We start from the raw sequence: 13,462 nt of genomic DNA on the forward strand, positions 1-13,462 counted from the left end.
GGTAGTCTCGACCGTCATTGTGCCAGCCGCACCTCCAACAGTTGTTTACCCTCCGGCCTATAATCCACCGCCCGTCGTCGTGCCAACGACGCCGCCGGTGTGGTATTATTGTGATTATCCGGCGGGCTATTACCCGTCTGTCCGGTCCTGTGCGACGGGTTTTCGGCCGGTCCCCAGTTCCCCTTAGGCGTGGAGCAAGCAGGGAGGCCGGCATGCGTCACTTTGTTTTTGTGTCCTTGGGGGCTCTGGCTCTCTTGAGCGTGACCCTCCCGTCGGGACCTTTCTATGCCCCGTCTCCCCAGACTTCTCTTTTTCTCGCCCCATTCTCGTAAAAAAACGCCCCCCCAATCCGGGAGGGCGTTCTTTTTCTTCAGGAAGAGGGCCCCACTCAGCCCATAGCCTGAACGATTTCCTCAGTCATCTTCTTGGCGTCGCCAAACAGCATCATGGTGTTGTTGCGGAAGAACAGCTCGTTCTCCACGCCGGCATAGCCCGAGGCCATGGAGCGCTTGATGAACAGAACCGTCTTGGCCCGCTCCACTTCCAGGATCGGCATGCCGAAGATCGGGCTGGACGGGTCGGTCTTGGCAGCCGGGTTGGTCACGTCGTTGGCGCCAATGACGAAGGCCACGTCGGCGGTCTGGAACTCGTTGTTGATCTCTTCGAGTTCAAAAACCTCGTCGTAGGGCACGTTGGCCTCGGCCAGCAGCACGTTCATGTGCCCGGGCATACGGCCCGCCACCGGGTGAATGGCGTAGGAGACCTCGACGCCTTCGGCCTTCAGGGTGTCGGCCATCTCGCGCAGGGCATGCTGGGCCTGAGCGACCGCCATGCCGTAGCCCGGGACGATGATCACCTTGGCCGCGTTCTTCATGATGAAGGCCGCATCCTCGGCGCTGCCGGCCTTGACCGAGCGATCGCCATCGACGCCACCGGCCGGGCCCGCGGACTCGCCGCCAAAGCCGCCCAGGATCACGTTGAAGATCGAGCGGTTCATGCCCTTGCACATGATGTAGGACAGAATGGCGCCCGAGGAGCCGACCAGCGCGCCGGCCACCACCAACAGCGGGTTGGCCAAGGTGAAGCCAATACCGGCCGCAGCCCAGCCCGAGTAGCTGTTGAGCATGGAGATAACCACCGGCATGTCGGCGCCGCCGATCGGAATGATCAGCAAGAAGCCGAGGGCAAAGGCCAGCAGCATCAGCATATAAAACAGGAAGTGGCTCTCGGTCATCGAGAACAGGATAATCAGGACAACCAGCGCAATGCCAAGCCCGGCATTAATGCGGTGCTGGTTGGCAAACGTCACCGGCTTGCCCGAAATCAGGCCCTGGAGCTTGCCAAAGGCGATGACCGAGCCCGAGAAGGTGATGGCACCGATGGCGAGGCCCAAGGACATCTCGATGAGCGAGCCCGCGTGAATGTCACCCGGGGTACCGATGCCGTAGGATTCGGGATGCAGCAGGGCCGAAGTGGCCACCAGAACAGCGGCCATGCCGACCAGGGAGTGGAACGCGGCAACCAACTGGGGCAGGGCGGTCATCACCACCTTGCGTGCGATCACCGCGCCAATGCCGCCACCGGCGGCCACGGCCAGAACGATCCAGCCGTAGGTTTCCACGACCGGCGAGAGCAAGGTGGTGACGATGGCAATCCCCATGCCGATCATGCCCAGGGTGTTCCCCTTGCGGGCAGTCTCGGGATGGGACAGTCCTCGCAAGGCGAGGATGAACAGCACGCCGGCGGTGACGTAGGCCGCCATGGTGAATCCGGTCATCATGGGGGTCCCTTACTTCTGCTTCTTTTTGAACATGGCAAGCATGCGCTGGGTGACGATGAACCCGCCAAAGATGTTGATGCTGGCCAGGAACACGGCAATCACGCCCAGGGTCTTGGACCCGCCCACGATGTCGGGACCGGCCGCCAGCAAGGCGCCGACGATGATCACCGACGAAATGGCGTTGGTCACGCCCATCAGCGGGCTGTGCAGGGCCGGCGTCACCGACCACACCACGTAAAAGCCGACGAAACAGGCCAGAACAAACACCGTCAGCAGCCACCAGAACTCGCTGGGACCACTGTGGGCCACGGCCGCGGCGGCGGCGGTCGCCTTGGCCGAGACCGTTTCCAGGTGCAGGGCCAAGCTGTTGGCCTGCTCGGACAGGCGCTGGATGCCTTCGGCAAACGGAGTCTGATTCAGCATTTAACGACCTCCCTTTCCGGGACGCTTCCCGGCACCGGCCGGGCCCTTGCGCGGGGCGTTGTTCGTCGGGCGCGGGGCCGGCTTGACCTCGGCTTCGGCGGCCAGGGCATCAACACCCATACGGGGCTGTCACCCGCTGTGGCCGGCCTTTCCATGCCGTTCTGGTTAGAAACTTCAAGTCACTGGGCTAGTCCGCGTTCGCTCGCCACTACTAACGGAGTCTCGGTTGATGTCCTTTCCTCCGGTTACTGAGATGTTTCAGTTCACCGGGTTCGCCTCCATTTCCTATGAATTCAGAAATGGATACCCCAAAGGGGTGGGTTGCCCCATTCGGAAATCCACGGATCAAAGCCTGCTCTCGGCTCCCCATGGCTTATCGCAGAGTGCCACGTCCTTCATCGCCTCTTGACGCCTAGGCATCCACCAGATGCCCTTCTCTTGCTTGATAAAACGCGCAGGGGTCAACCCGACCCCAAACGCGCAGATACTCAGCGCTTGTACATAATTCCCATTGCTCCGAACAGTTCCCTGTTCGGAACGACATCAAAACCCTCTTTACAATGTCAAATAGCAGAAAACGCGACGCCCGTTAGGGCGATCTCTTGGCGGATCCGTCTTTATACTTGGGACAAGGCCTTGCGGCCTATTGGAAGGCTGGGGAAGCAAGCTTCCCCAGACCCCTTGCTTTTGGTGGGCCTGGGACGACTTGAACGTCCGACCTCACGCTTATCAGGCGTGCGCTCTAACCACCTGAGCTACAGGCCCAAAGCCTTGCCCAAAAGACATAAACGCCGAAAGAGATGGGAGGACGGCCCTAGAAAAACCAGAACCGGATTTAGTCATGATCAAGTGAAGATCGGGATTGCTCCAGATCGTCCTTGAAAGGAGGTGATCCAGCCGCAGGTTCCCCTACGGCTACCTTGTTACGACTTCACCCCAGTCGCTGACCCTACCGTGGCCGGCTGCCTCCTTGCGGTTAGCGGACCGTCTTCGGGTAGAACCAACTCCCATGGTGTGACGGGCGGTGTGTACAAGGCCCGGGAACGTATTCACCGTGGCATGCTGATCCACGATTACTAGCGATTCCGACTTCATGCACCCGAGTTGCAGAGTGCAATCCGAACTGAGACATCTTTTGGAGATTAGCGCCCTCTCGCGAGGTGGCGACCCATTGTAGATGCCATTGTAGCACGTGTGTAGCCCAGCCCGTAAGGGCCATGAGGACTTGACGTCATCCCCACCTTCCTCCGGCTTGTCACCGGCAGTCTCTCCAGAGTGCCCACCCGAAGTGCTGGCAATCAGAGGCAGTGGCGCCGGCGCCGGTCCGGTTTCCAGCCAGCGCAACCGGCGGGCTACCGCGCTCAGATCAAGGCCGGTTGGGTTCCCTTGAGCCCGCAGCAGCCCCAGCGCCCGGCGATAGGCCGCCACGGCCCGCTCCCGCTCGCCCGCCCGATCTGCGGCCACGGCAAGGTTCAGGGCCACCCCAAGATCACGCGGCGCGAGGGTGTTGGCTTGCTCCAGGGCCCCCAGGGCGGCGAGAAAATTGCCCGCGCGGGCTTGGGCCAGGCCGATCTGGGCCTGAATGCTGGGGTCAGTGGGCCAGGCCACCGCCAAGCGGCCCAGACGCTCCAGGGCCTCTTCTGGCGCCATCCGGCCCAGCACCCGCACCAGCCGCGCCCGCGGCAGGGGATCGCCGGGGCGCAGGGCCAGCGCGCGCTCGAACGCCAAAGCCGCTTCGCGCAGCCGGCCCTGGGCCTCCAAGACGGCGCCGCGTCCGAGATGGGCATCGGGCAGGGCGGGATTTTGGCGGGTGGCGCGGGTGTAGGCTTTCAGGGCATCATCGTGCAGGCCGGCGCGCAGGGCCCGATAGCCCTCATCGACCGCGTCCTGCCCCCGGCTGGTGCCGCTGGTGATCACCGCCGGCTCGACGGCGGCGGCCTCCTCCTCCTGCGATGGCGGCTCCGGGGACCGACTGGTCTCGGCCCGGGGGCGGGCCGCCGGAGGATCCGTGGCCGGAGGCAGGCTCATTTCCGGGGTAAGACCCCGCAGGACCTGAGGGTCAAGCGAGAGGCTCTCCTCGTCGTCGTCGGCGGCCCGTACGGGCAAGGCAAACAACAAGGCGGCCAGAGCTAAAAAACAGAGCGGGCGACCAACGGCCATCACCAAGGGCCTCCGGGGTGTGAGACCCCCCGGTCTTACCGGGATGGAGCGATCAGGACAAGTCTTGCGAGTAAGCCGGGTGCCCAGGATATAAAACGCGCCAGGGCTCCCGCTCTTGCGTTTTTTGTTGACGCCCCCCGAGAAGGCCTCCGCCGTCTTGGCGTGGCCTTCCCGCTGCGGGGCGGCGGGCGTCAGGCGGCCGGCGCGGTATCGAGGGGGCTGACGTTCCCTTTGAGACGTCCCCCTTCTTCCACCACCAAGGCGGCGGTCCGCACGGTGCCGGTGATTTCGCCGGTTCGGGTCAGGACAACGCGGCGCGTGGCGGTCATCTCGCCTTCAAAGCGGCCACTGATGATGGCTTCAGCGATGTTGACGGTCCCTTGGAACTCGCCTCCTTCGGCCACTTCCAAGGTGTCGGCGTTGTTGAGGTTGGCCTGCACCCGGCCCTCCACGATCAAATGGTCACAAGCGGAAATCTCCCCCGAAAGACGGATTTCGCGGCCCACGGTAAGCTTTTTGCCTTCGTCTGCGCTCTGGTCGGCGCGACGTGGCCCCTGGCCCGGGAGATCGAGAACCCGCCGGGGCACGTCGGGTTGTCTGAGAGGGGGGCTGGTGGGGCGGGTCGCCATGGGCGTTCCTCGTTTGGAAAGCGGTTTTAAGGGGGCCAGCGGATCCGTGGCCGTTGTGGAGGGAGAAGAAACCGAAGAAAATGGCGCCAGGGGCAGGGGAACAGAGGGGGGCAAAACGGATGTTGCGCTAAACGCAGCCGCCCCCGCCCCGGGGGTGAACGCCAACGCCGCCGAGGGGTCAAACGACGCAATGGGGGGGGTGGGCTTGAAGCTCGGCGCCTCCCCTCCCGGCACGGCCTCGTCTTGCTTGCCCGGGGCGGTCGCCGACGGCGAGTCTTTCTCCCGGTCGCCCGGCTTGCGTCCGAACATTGACATCTGTGTATCCTGCCCCTGGGCCGGGACCCTCGGCGGGATCCCAGGAAAGTGATGGGTCGGCTGTCCTTCTGAGGGACAAGTTTAGCCAACGCGCACCTTGCTTCGCAAGATGCCACGCAATCACCCTTTGGTGTGGACCCGCTCGAGAGGGGATCCCCCCAGAGACTGAGCCTCTTCCCTCTTCCCTGGTCAAGTCCCCTTTCTCTTCGGTCAAGACTCTACTTGTTTGGTCAGGACGGGGAGCCAGCCGGACGCAAGCGCTCCACCAAGTGCACAAGGCAGGCCGTGCCCACGAGCGGCAGCAACAGGTTTAGCCCCGGGAGGGTGCCAAGGAAAGCCAGAACGGCGCCCAAAGCCCACACCTGTCCCTGATGGCGCTTGCGCAAGGCCCGAGCTTCGGCGGGGGGCAAGCGACGATGCGCGGCCTGCTCAAAAAATTCCCGCGAAATCAGATAGCCGTTGAGCCCGTAGAACAAAACCATGTTCACCCCCGGGATCAGATACAACGGCAAAGCCACCAGATTCAATCCCAGGCTGATCAAGGCAAACCGCCCGGCGAGGCGCACCCCCTCGCCTAAAGGCACGCGGCGCGGTTGCCCCAGGGCCGGGTAGTAACGCGCCTCCACGGCATCGGCCACCTCGTCCAGGAACAACCCGGCCATCACCGCCACCAGGGAGGGAAAAAAGACCAGCGTCAAGGCCATGACCCCCAGGCCGGCCAAGCCGTCCAGCGCGGTCTCCAGCCAGCCGATGCCGGTGGTTTGCAGCAGATCCACCCCAACCGCCGCCCCCACGCCCAGCAGCACGACCCCGAGCAAGGTCAATCCCACCGAGCGCAAGAGGACCCGGCGCAGTCTTGGGTCGGGAAGCTGGGCAAAGGCGCGAGACAGGGCAACAAACATGGCGGGGCCTCTCGTGGCGGCTAGAAGGGGAAAAAGGTGGTTCACGGGCACGGGGACGCCTTGGAACGACTCTTGTCAAGAGAAAGATCGGTCCAAACCCCGCCCCGCCCTTGTGGTTCGGCGCGCGGTCGGTATACTGCGCGGTCAACGACAGCCGCCCGCATTTGCGCGCGGGCGGGGCTCGCGCTCGCCGGGCCCCGACGACCTTACCTAACCCCGAGAGGACCCATGGCGGAACCCCGTTTCGACGTTGCCGGGATCGGCAACGCCATCGTCGATGTGCTGGCCCATGCCGATGACGCATTTCTCGAGGCCCAGGGCCTGCCCAAAGGGGGCATGACCCTCATCGATGAGGCGCGCGCCGAGACGCTGTATGGCGCCATGGGGCCGGGCGTTGAGATCTCCGGGGGCTCGGCGGCCAATACCATCGCGGGCCTCGCCTCTCTCGGGGCGCGCGTCGCGTACATTGGCAAAGTGAAAGACGATGCCCTGGGGCGCATCTTCCGCCACGACATCACGGCCAGTGGCGTGTATTATCCTACGGTGCCCCTCACCGAGGGGCCGGCGACGGCGCGCAGCCTGATCTTGGTCTCGCCCGATGCCGAGCGGACCATGAACACCTTTCTCGGGGCCTGCACCTGCCTGGGCCCCCAGGATATCGACGAAAGCGTCATTCGCGACGCCGCCATCACCTACGTCGAGGGCTATCAGTGGGACATGCCGGCGGCCAAGGACGCTATCCGGCTGGCCGCCGATCACACCCGCGCCGCCGGCCGGCGCTTTGCCCTGTCGCTGTCCGATCCCTTTTGCGTCGGGCGGCACAAGGCCGACTTCATCGAGTTGCTCGACAACCACGTTGACATCTTGTTTGCCAACGAGTCGGAGGCCCTGGCCCTGACCGACACCTCTTCCATCGACGCCGCCACCCAGGCGCTCCAGGGACGCTGCGCCATCGCCGCGATCACCCGGGGCAGCCAAGGCTGCCGCGTCGTTTTGCCCGACACCGTGTGCGACGTCCCGGCCCATCCGGTGACGACCCTCGTGGATACCACCGGCGCCGGCGATCTGTTCGCCGCCGGCTTCCTGTGGGGTCTGTGCCGGGGCTATGCGCCGGCCGACTGTGCCCGTGTCGGTGCCGTGACCGCCGCCGAGGTGGTCTCCCACGTCGGCGCTCGGCCGGCCGTGGACTCTCTTGCCGCCCTGGTCAACGACGTCCTGGGCCTGAACGGAACTCCCGCATGACCACCTTGCGTAACATCGCCATCATCGCCCACGTTGACCACGGCAAGACAACCCTGGTTGATGCCCTGCTGCGCCAGAGCGGCGCCTTTCGCGACAACCAGCGCGTTGAAGAACGCGCCATGGATTCCAATGATCTGGAAAAAGAGCGCGGCATCACCATTTTGGCCAAGTGCACCTCGGTGGACTGGCAGGGCGTGCGCATCAACATCGTCGATACCCCGGGCCACGCCGACTTCGGCGGCGAGGTCGAGCGGATCCTCTCGATGGTGGACGGCGTGCTCTTGCTCGTGGACGCCGCCGAAGGCCCGCTGCCCCAGACCAAGTTCGTGCTGGGCAAGGCGCTGGCCCTGGGTCTGCGCCCCATCGTCGTGATCAACAAGGTGGACCGCCCGGATGCCCGGGCCTACGAGGTCCACGACGAAATCTTCGATCTGTTCGCCAACCTGGGCGCCAACGAGGACCAACTTGATTTCCCCACCCTCTACGCCTCCGGGCGCAGCGGCTGGGCGGTCACGGAGCTGGAGGAGATCGAGGGCGGCACCGAGGGCAAGACCCTTCAGCCCCTGTTCCAGCTTATCCACGACCACGTGCCGGCGCCCGAGCGCGTGCTCGATGCTCCGTTCACCATGCTGGCCACCACCTTGGAGTATGATCCGTACCTGGGCCGCGTGCTCACGGGCCGGATCATGACCGGGCGGGCTCGCGTCAACATGCCCATCAAGGCGCTCTCGCACGATGGCAAGCTGCTGGAACAGGGCCGGGCCTCCAAGCTCCTGTCCTTCCGTGGCTTGGCCCGCGTGCCGGTGGAAGAGGTCGAGGCCGGCGACATCATCGCGCTGGCTGGCATCACCAAGGCGACCGTGGCCGACACCTTGTGCGCCATCGAGGTCGAGACGCCCCTGGCCGCCCTGCCCATCGACCCGCCGACCCTGGCCATGACCTTCTCGGTCAACGACTCGCCGCTGGCCGGCCTGGAAGGCGACAAGCTGACCAGCCGCGTCATTGCCGCGCGTCTGGCCCGCGAATCCGAGGGCAACGTCGCCATCCGTATCCGCGAAACCGAAGACAAGGACGCCTTCGAGGTCGCCGGGCGTGGCGAACTCCAGTTGGGCGTGCTCATCGAGGTGATGCGCCGCGAAGGCTTTGAACTCTCCATCTCGCGTCCGCGTGTTTTGTTCCAGACCGACGAAAACGGTCAGCGTCTGGAGCCCATCGAGGAAGTGGTGGTGGACGTCGATGAGGAATTCTCGGGCGTGGTCGTCGAAAAGATGGCGCTGCGCAAGGCTGAGATGACCGAAATGAAGCCCTCGGGCGGCGGCAAGACCCGCTTGGTGTTTCTGGCCCCGTCGCGTGGCCTGATCGGCTACCACGGCGAGTTCCTGACCGACACCCGCGGCACCGGCATCATGAACCGCCTGTTCCACAGCTATGGCCCCTACCGCGGGACCATCGAGGGCCGGCGTGAGGGCGTGCTGATCGCCAACGGCACCGGCGACGCCGTGGCCTATGCCTTGTTCAACCTGCAAGACCGCGGCCCGATGTTCATCGAGCCCGGCACCAAGGTCTACGAGGGCATGATCGTCGGCGAGCACAATCGCGGCAATGACCTTGATGTCAATGTGCTCAAGGGCAAGCAGCTCACCAACATCCGCGCCGCCGGCAAGGACGAAGCCATCCGCTTGGTGCCCCCGGTGCGCATGAGCCTGGAGCAGGCCCTGGCCTACATCCAAGACGATGAACTGGTCGAGGTGACGCCCAAGTCCATCCGCCTGCGCAAGCGCTGGCTTGATCCCAACGAGCGCAAGCGCCGCTCCCGTTCCGCCGCCGCATGACGTCGGCCGACGACACCTCTGGATCCGGGAAGGGCTCGCCTTCCCGGGTTTCCCTGGCCTTGATGACCTCGCCGGTCGTCGTGCGCATGCTTTTTCTCGGTTTTTCCGCCGGTCTGCCGCTTATGCTGGTGTTCAGCACGCTGTCGGTGTGGCTGCGCGAAGCCGGGATCGACCGGGCCACGGTCACGCTGTTGAGCTGGGCCGCGCTCGCCTATTCCTTCAAGTTCGTCTGGGCCCCGTTGGTCGATCGTCTGCGCCTGCCGCTCCTGGGCCGGCTGGGGCGTCGGCGCGGCTGGTTGCTGCTGGCCCAGGGGATGATTGTGGCGAGCCTGCTGGGCATGGCCAGCTTTGATCCGGCCTCGTCGCTGGTGCCGGTGGCGGTGGGCGCCGTGCTTTTGGGCTTTGCCTCGGCCACCCAGGACATCGTGATTGACGCCTACCGCATTGAGGCGGCCGAGCCGGAAAAGCAGTCCATGATGTCGGCGATGTATGTGGCCGGCTATCGTTTGGCCATGCTGGTGTCGGGGGCCGGAGCCTTATGGCTGGCCTCGGCCTTGGAGCCGGCCGGCACCTATGCCCCTGAGGCCTGGGCGTGGGTCTATCGGGCCATGGCGGCGGGCATGGGAGTCGGTTTGCTCACCACCTTAGTGATGCCCGAACCGCTGCGAGAGGTGCCGGCGCCCGCGTCGGTGGGCGACCAGTTGCGGGTACTGGCGGTGGTCGGTTTGGCGGCGGGGGCCTTTTTGGCAAGTTTTGTCGCGCTGGCCGGGGTCTGGTCTGGCTTTTGGGGCGAGGTGGCGCGCTTTGTGGGGTCGGGAGTGGCGGCGGCGGCGGCGGCCTGGGCGCTGGTGGCGCTGGGGCTGGCCTCGAAGCGCCATGTGGCCGAAACCTATGTGGCGCCGATCGCCGATTTTTTTGCGCGCCATGGCCGCCTTGCCGTTCTCATCCTGGCTCTGATCGGCTCCTATCGGGTGGCCGACATCGTCATGGGGGCGATTGCCACGGTCTTTTACGTGGACATGGGGTTTACCAAGGACCAGATCGCCACCTACACCAAGGTTTGGGGATTGGCCGCAACCTTGCTGGGGGGCTTTGTCGGCGGTGTGAGCGCGGTTCGCCTGGGCGTCATGAGGTCCTTGTTTGTCGGCGCCGTGCTCTCGGCCGCGACCAACGTGGTGTTCGCCGTTTTGGCCACCCGGCCGGGGGACACCGTTTTGTTGCTGGKGGCCATTGTTGCCGACAATCTGGCCGCGGGTCTGGCCGGGGCGGCTTTTGTTGCGTATCTCTCATCGCTGACCAGCGTTCGCTTTACCGCCATGCAATATGCGCTGTTCAGTTCGCTTATGACCCTGGGGCCCAAGATCCTCGCCGGCTACGGCGGCGCGGTGGTCGATGCCCAGGGCTACGGGCCCTTCTTTATTGGCACGGCCGTGTTGGGCGTGCCTGTCTTGGGGCTGGTCTGGCTGGCGGCCCGACTGGCGCCGCCGGCGGGGCGCGTGTCGTGAGGTGACCCCGGTGATTTTGCAGTACCCCTCTTCTTGCGGCGCTCTTTCGCACCGCACAATTCGGCGCTACAGTGCGCGCCTCGCCTGATCCTGTAAGGACTGTTGGACCCATGGATATCAAGAAGATCCCCGTCGGCAAGAATCCGCCCAAGGACATTAACGTCATCATCGAAATTCCGATGCTGGCCGACCCGGTGAAGTATGAGGTGGACAAGGAATCGGGGGCCATGTACGTGGACCGTTTCTTGCACACGGCCATGCAATATCCCTGTAACTATGGCTTCGTTCCCCACACCCTGGCCGACGATGGCGACCCGGTGGATGTGCTGGTCATTGGTCGTATCCCGGTGGCGGTGGGCTCGGTCCTGCGCACCCGGCCGATCGGCGTGCTGCACATGGAAGACGAGGCCGGGCGCGACGAGAAGATCCTGGGGGTTCCCCACTCTTCCTTGCATCCCTACCACGACAATGTGTTCAACTTCGGCGACGTGCGGCCCATCGAGCTGCGGCGCATCGAGCACTTCTTCGCCCACTACAAGGATCTGGAAGAAGGCAAGTGGGTCAAGATCCTGGGCTGGGGCGATTACAAGGAAGCCTGGGAATGCGTGGAGCAGGGCATCAAGCGCCATGCCGAAGCCGAGGCCCAGCTGAAGGGCGAGTAAACCAGTGCCGGGGAGGGGCACCTCCCCGGACTCCGCTCACTTTCGGCTCGACTCTGAACGATGCGCGCGGTACTCATAACAAATTCCAAAGAAAGAAGGTCCGGTTGTTCCCGGATCCTCAAGAGCCGAAACCGGCTCAAAATCGGGTGGAAAAGAGGGGGAGTCGGCAAGAAGAAGGCGTAGCAAAACGACAGGTCACCACGACCCGTCTCCACTCCTCTGACCCCGTCAGAGATCATCCTCGCGGCAGTCGTTTCCTTCCGCTCCACGCTTCCCTGGCCTTCGGCTGGCGTGCGGGGGTACTCTTGCGCCTTTGCTCGCTTTCTGGCATTCTGTCTCCAGTCTAAACGGAGGCAAGAAAAGCCATGGACGCTGGACAGGACATTGGACTGGGCGGCGCTGCCTTGACGCAGCAAGCCTACGCAGGCTCGTTTCGACAAGAGCCCATCCCCATCCCCACCGAGCAAGAAAGCGCCCTTCCCTCTGCTTCCGGCGTTGGCGCCACCGCTGAAAGTACCGGGGATACCTATAACCTTGATACCAAAATCATCCTCGATCCCAACTTTTATGTGAGCGTTACCCAGTTCACGTACGGCGAGGATTTCAACTTTCAGGTTCCTTCCCGCGAGCAGATCGAAGCGTATTTGCGCGGCAAGGAGGCCCACGATGTCGGCCTCACCGAGCAGCAACAGCGCGCCTTGGAAGACTTTCTGGCCCAGCGGCAGATCGTTGAGGTCGATGGGGGGAACGTCAAGGATGTGCAGGCTGTCGGCGTTGTGGCCGCCGCCGCTTTGAGCCAAGCCTTTCCCTCGGTCGTGGCCAGCCTGCCGGTGCGTGACACCGCCGCCAGCCCCGACCCCACCACCAGCGCCCCGGCCCGCAGCGCCGGTCCTCTCGGTCGCGCCGTCGAAGTGGAAGCCTGACCCCCCGGACAGAATGTCCGTCCAGCGTCCAGGTCTCTCACGGTCCCGGTCAGTGTCCGGGCTTTTGGCTTTTTGAGGGGGTCTCTCCCCACGGTTTCAAAAAAAATGCTCCTTTGCAAAAATAGGGGCTTGCCTGATCCGCCAAAGCCGGATACTTACCGGCCCCTCGGAACGAAGCGGGTGTAGCTCAGTTGGTTAGAGCGCTGGCCTGTCACGCCAGAGGTCGCGGGTTCAAGTCCCGTCACTCGCGCCAGTTTTTTTAAAGGCTCTCCGGTCGGGAGTGTCTCTTTGCGGGTGTAGCTCAGTTGGTTAGAGCGCTGGCCTGTCACGCCAGAGGTCGCGGGTTCAAGTCCCGTCACTCGCGCCAGTTTGCAAGAAGGCCGCCGGTGGGCGGCCTTTTTTGTTGTGGGCGCGGCGAGACGGTGTGAACCCAATTCCGGGCGGCGCGGCCGCTCAGGAGTTGCGAGCAACTCTCACTTTCAGTACGGTCAGGGGGTGGACAGGGGGGAGCCTCCTGCTCCAGCGCAGCGTGATCCCCAGGGCCGGGCCGGTCGGCGGTAGGGGGGATCGGGACCCCCCGCCCTGGTTGGCGCCTGGCCGGGCGGGGGGTCATTTTGCTTGGGCGCCCGGGGGGACCCCTCATGCGAGAAACCACGATGACGCGCCGGACCCAACACGCCCTGGCCTGGGTGGAACGGGCCCGTCGGTGCCGCGACATCCCGTTGAACGAGGCGCCGGCCGGCTCGGTGTGGCGACTGAGCACCGGGCTGCCGGGCATCCCCAGCGGCGCGGCCTTGCTGGTTGTCGGACGCGAGCCTGGGGCCTGGGTTCTGCGGGTCAAGGGCCAGGAGATCACCGTAAGCGCCGCCATCGCCGCCCACGTCACCCTCTCCCCAGTCTAATCCCCCCATCGCATCCCCCATGGACCGAAGGGGCCTGGGGAGGCCCGCCTCGCCCGCCTTATTTTTCCCTTTCCCCTCCGTTTTTATCATTGTCCTTGCGCCCCAAAGGCCCCCAGCCCTTTTCCCCCGCTCCCGTGCTGCCCATATCCATGGCCACGGACTGCCGGGCCCGGTCCCTGCGCCCGGC

At 64.6% G+C, this 13,462-nt stretch carries 10 protein-coding genes, 3 tRNA genes, 1 pseudogene and 3 other annotated features; of the genes and pseudogenes, 8 read left to right on the forward strand and 6 right to left on the reverse strand.

The genetic code is table 11. The features are described from left to right. Positions 1 to 388: 388 nt before the first annotated feature. From RSPPHO_RS05910 to RSPPHO_RS05940, 6 genes and pseudogenes are all read right to left on the reverse strand, one after another. Positions 389 to 1,780 (reverse strand): NAD(P)(+) transhydrogenase (Re/Si-specific) subunit beta, encoded by a 1,392-nt coding sequence (locus RSPPHO_RS05910; RefSeq protein ID WP_014414356.1) that lies wholly within the window; start codon positions 1,778 to 1,780, stop codon positions 389 to 391. A 9-nt stretch (positions 1,781 to 1,789) separates the two neighbouring features. Then, entirely contained in the window at positions 1,790 to 2,203 is a 414-nt protein-coding gene (locus tag RSPPHO_RS05915; protein ID WP_014414357.1) for an NAD(P) transhydrogenase subunit alpha part 2, read from the reverse strand. 81 nt (positions 2,204 to 2,284) lie between these two features. Beyond that, positions 2,285 to 2,605, reverse strand: a sequence feature (23S ribosomal RNA rRNA prediction is too short). Positions 2,606 to 2,891: 286 nt separating this feature from the next. After that, positions 2,892 to 2,968: transfer RNA gene (locus tag RSPPHO_RS05920), tRNA-Ile, on the reverse strand. 129 nt (positions 2,969 to 3,097) lie between these two features. Continuing rightward, positions 3,098 to 3,230 (reverse strand) — a sequence feature (16S ribosomal RNA rRNA prediction is too short). A gap of 11 nt (positions 3,231 to 3,241) precedes the next feature. Beyond that, positions 3,242 to 3,627: a sequence feature (16S ribosomal RNA rRNA prediction is too short), on the reverse strand. Positions 3,628 to 3,940: 313 nt separating this feature from the next. Further along, positions 3,941 to 4,363, reverse strand: a pseudogene (locus tag RSPPHO_RS21900) (tetratricopeptide repeat protein); the annotation flags it as partial. Positions 4,364 to 4,554: 191 nt separating this feature from the next. Next, a complete protein-coding gene (locus tag RSPPHO_RS17630; protein WP_014414358.1) occupies positions 4,555 to 5,307 on the reverse strand; it encodes a polymer-forming cytoskeletal protein in 753 nt (250 codons plus the stop codon). Positions 5,308 to 5,537: 230 nt separating this feature from the next. Next, positions 5,538 to 6,209, reverse strand: coding sequence for an EI24 domain-containing protein (locus tag RSPPHO_RS05940; protein WP_041794573.1), 672 nt, complete (start codon positions 6,207 to 6,209; stop codon positions 5,538 to 5,540). A 228-nt stretch (positions 6,210 to 6,437) separates the two neighbouring features. Between RSPPHO_RS05940 and RSPPHO_RS05945 the strand changes: the two genes are divergently transcribed. The 8 genes from RSPPHO_RS05945 to RSPPHO_RS05980 all read left to right on the forward strand — a co-directional run bounded on the left by RSPPHO_RS05945 (position 6,438) and on the right by RSPPHO_RS05980 (position 13,275). Continuing rightward, positions 6,438 to 7,451, forward strand: coding sequence for an adenosine kinase (locus tag RSPPHO_RS05945; protein ID WP_041794576.1), 1,014 nt, complete (start codon positions 6,438 to 6,440; stop codon positions 7,449 to 7,451). Then, complete coding sequence (gene typA, locus RSPPHO_RS05950) at positions 7,448 to 9,283, forward strand: translational GTPase TypA (protein WP_041794585.1); 1,836 nt, start codon at positions 7,448 to 7,450, stop codon at positions 9,281 to 9,283. Before RSPPHO_RS05945 ends, typA begins: the two co-directional genes overlap by 4 nt. Positions 9,284 to 9,345: 62 nt before the next feature. Further along, entirely contained in the window at positions 9,346 to 10,788 is a 1,443-nt protein-coding gene (locus RSPPHO_RS05955) for an AmpG family muropeptide MFS transporter (protein ID WP_242390578.1), read from the forward strand. 110 nt (positions 10,789 to 10,898) lie between these two features. Beyond that, on the forward strand, positions 10,899 to 11,450 hold the full coding sequence (gene ppa, locus RSPPHO_RS05960; protein ID WP_041794588.1) for an inorganic diphosphatase: 552 nt from the start codon (positions 10,899 to 10,901) through the stop codon (positions 11,448 to 11,450). Between the two features lie 365 nt (positions 11,451 to 11,815). Next, the gene (locus RSPPHO_RS05965; RefSeq protein WP_014414364.1) at positions 11,816 to 12,373 is read left to right on the forward strand and encodes a hypothetical protein; all 558 of its coding nucleotides are present in this window, start codon (positions 11,816 to 11,818) and stop codon (positions 12,371 to 12,373) included. Between the two features lie 176 nt (positions 12,374 to 12,549). Next, positions 12,550 to 12,626: transfer RNA gene (locus RSPPHO_RS05970), tRNA-Asp, on the forward strand. Positions 12,627 to 12,663: 37 nt separating this feature from the next. Next, positions 12,664 to 12,740: transfer RNA gene (locus RSPPHO_RS05975), tRNA-Asp, on the forward strand. A 274-nt stretch (positions 12,741 to 13,014) separates the two neighbouring features. Beyond that, positions 13,015 to 13,275 (forward strand): hypothetical protein, encoded by a 261-nt coding sequence (locus RSPPHO_RS05980; protein ID WP_157879105.1) that lies wholly within the window; start codon positions 13,015 to 13,017, stop codon positions 13,273 to 13,275. Positions 13,276 to 13,462 lie beyond the last annotated feature (187 nt).

The sequence above is a fragment of the Pararhodospirillum photometricum DSM 122 genome, from assembly GCF_000284415.1.
GTDB classification, from domain to species: Bacteria; Pseudomonadota; Alphaproteobacteria; order Rhodospirillales; family Rhodospirillaceae; genus Pararhodospirillum; species Pararhodospirillum photometricum.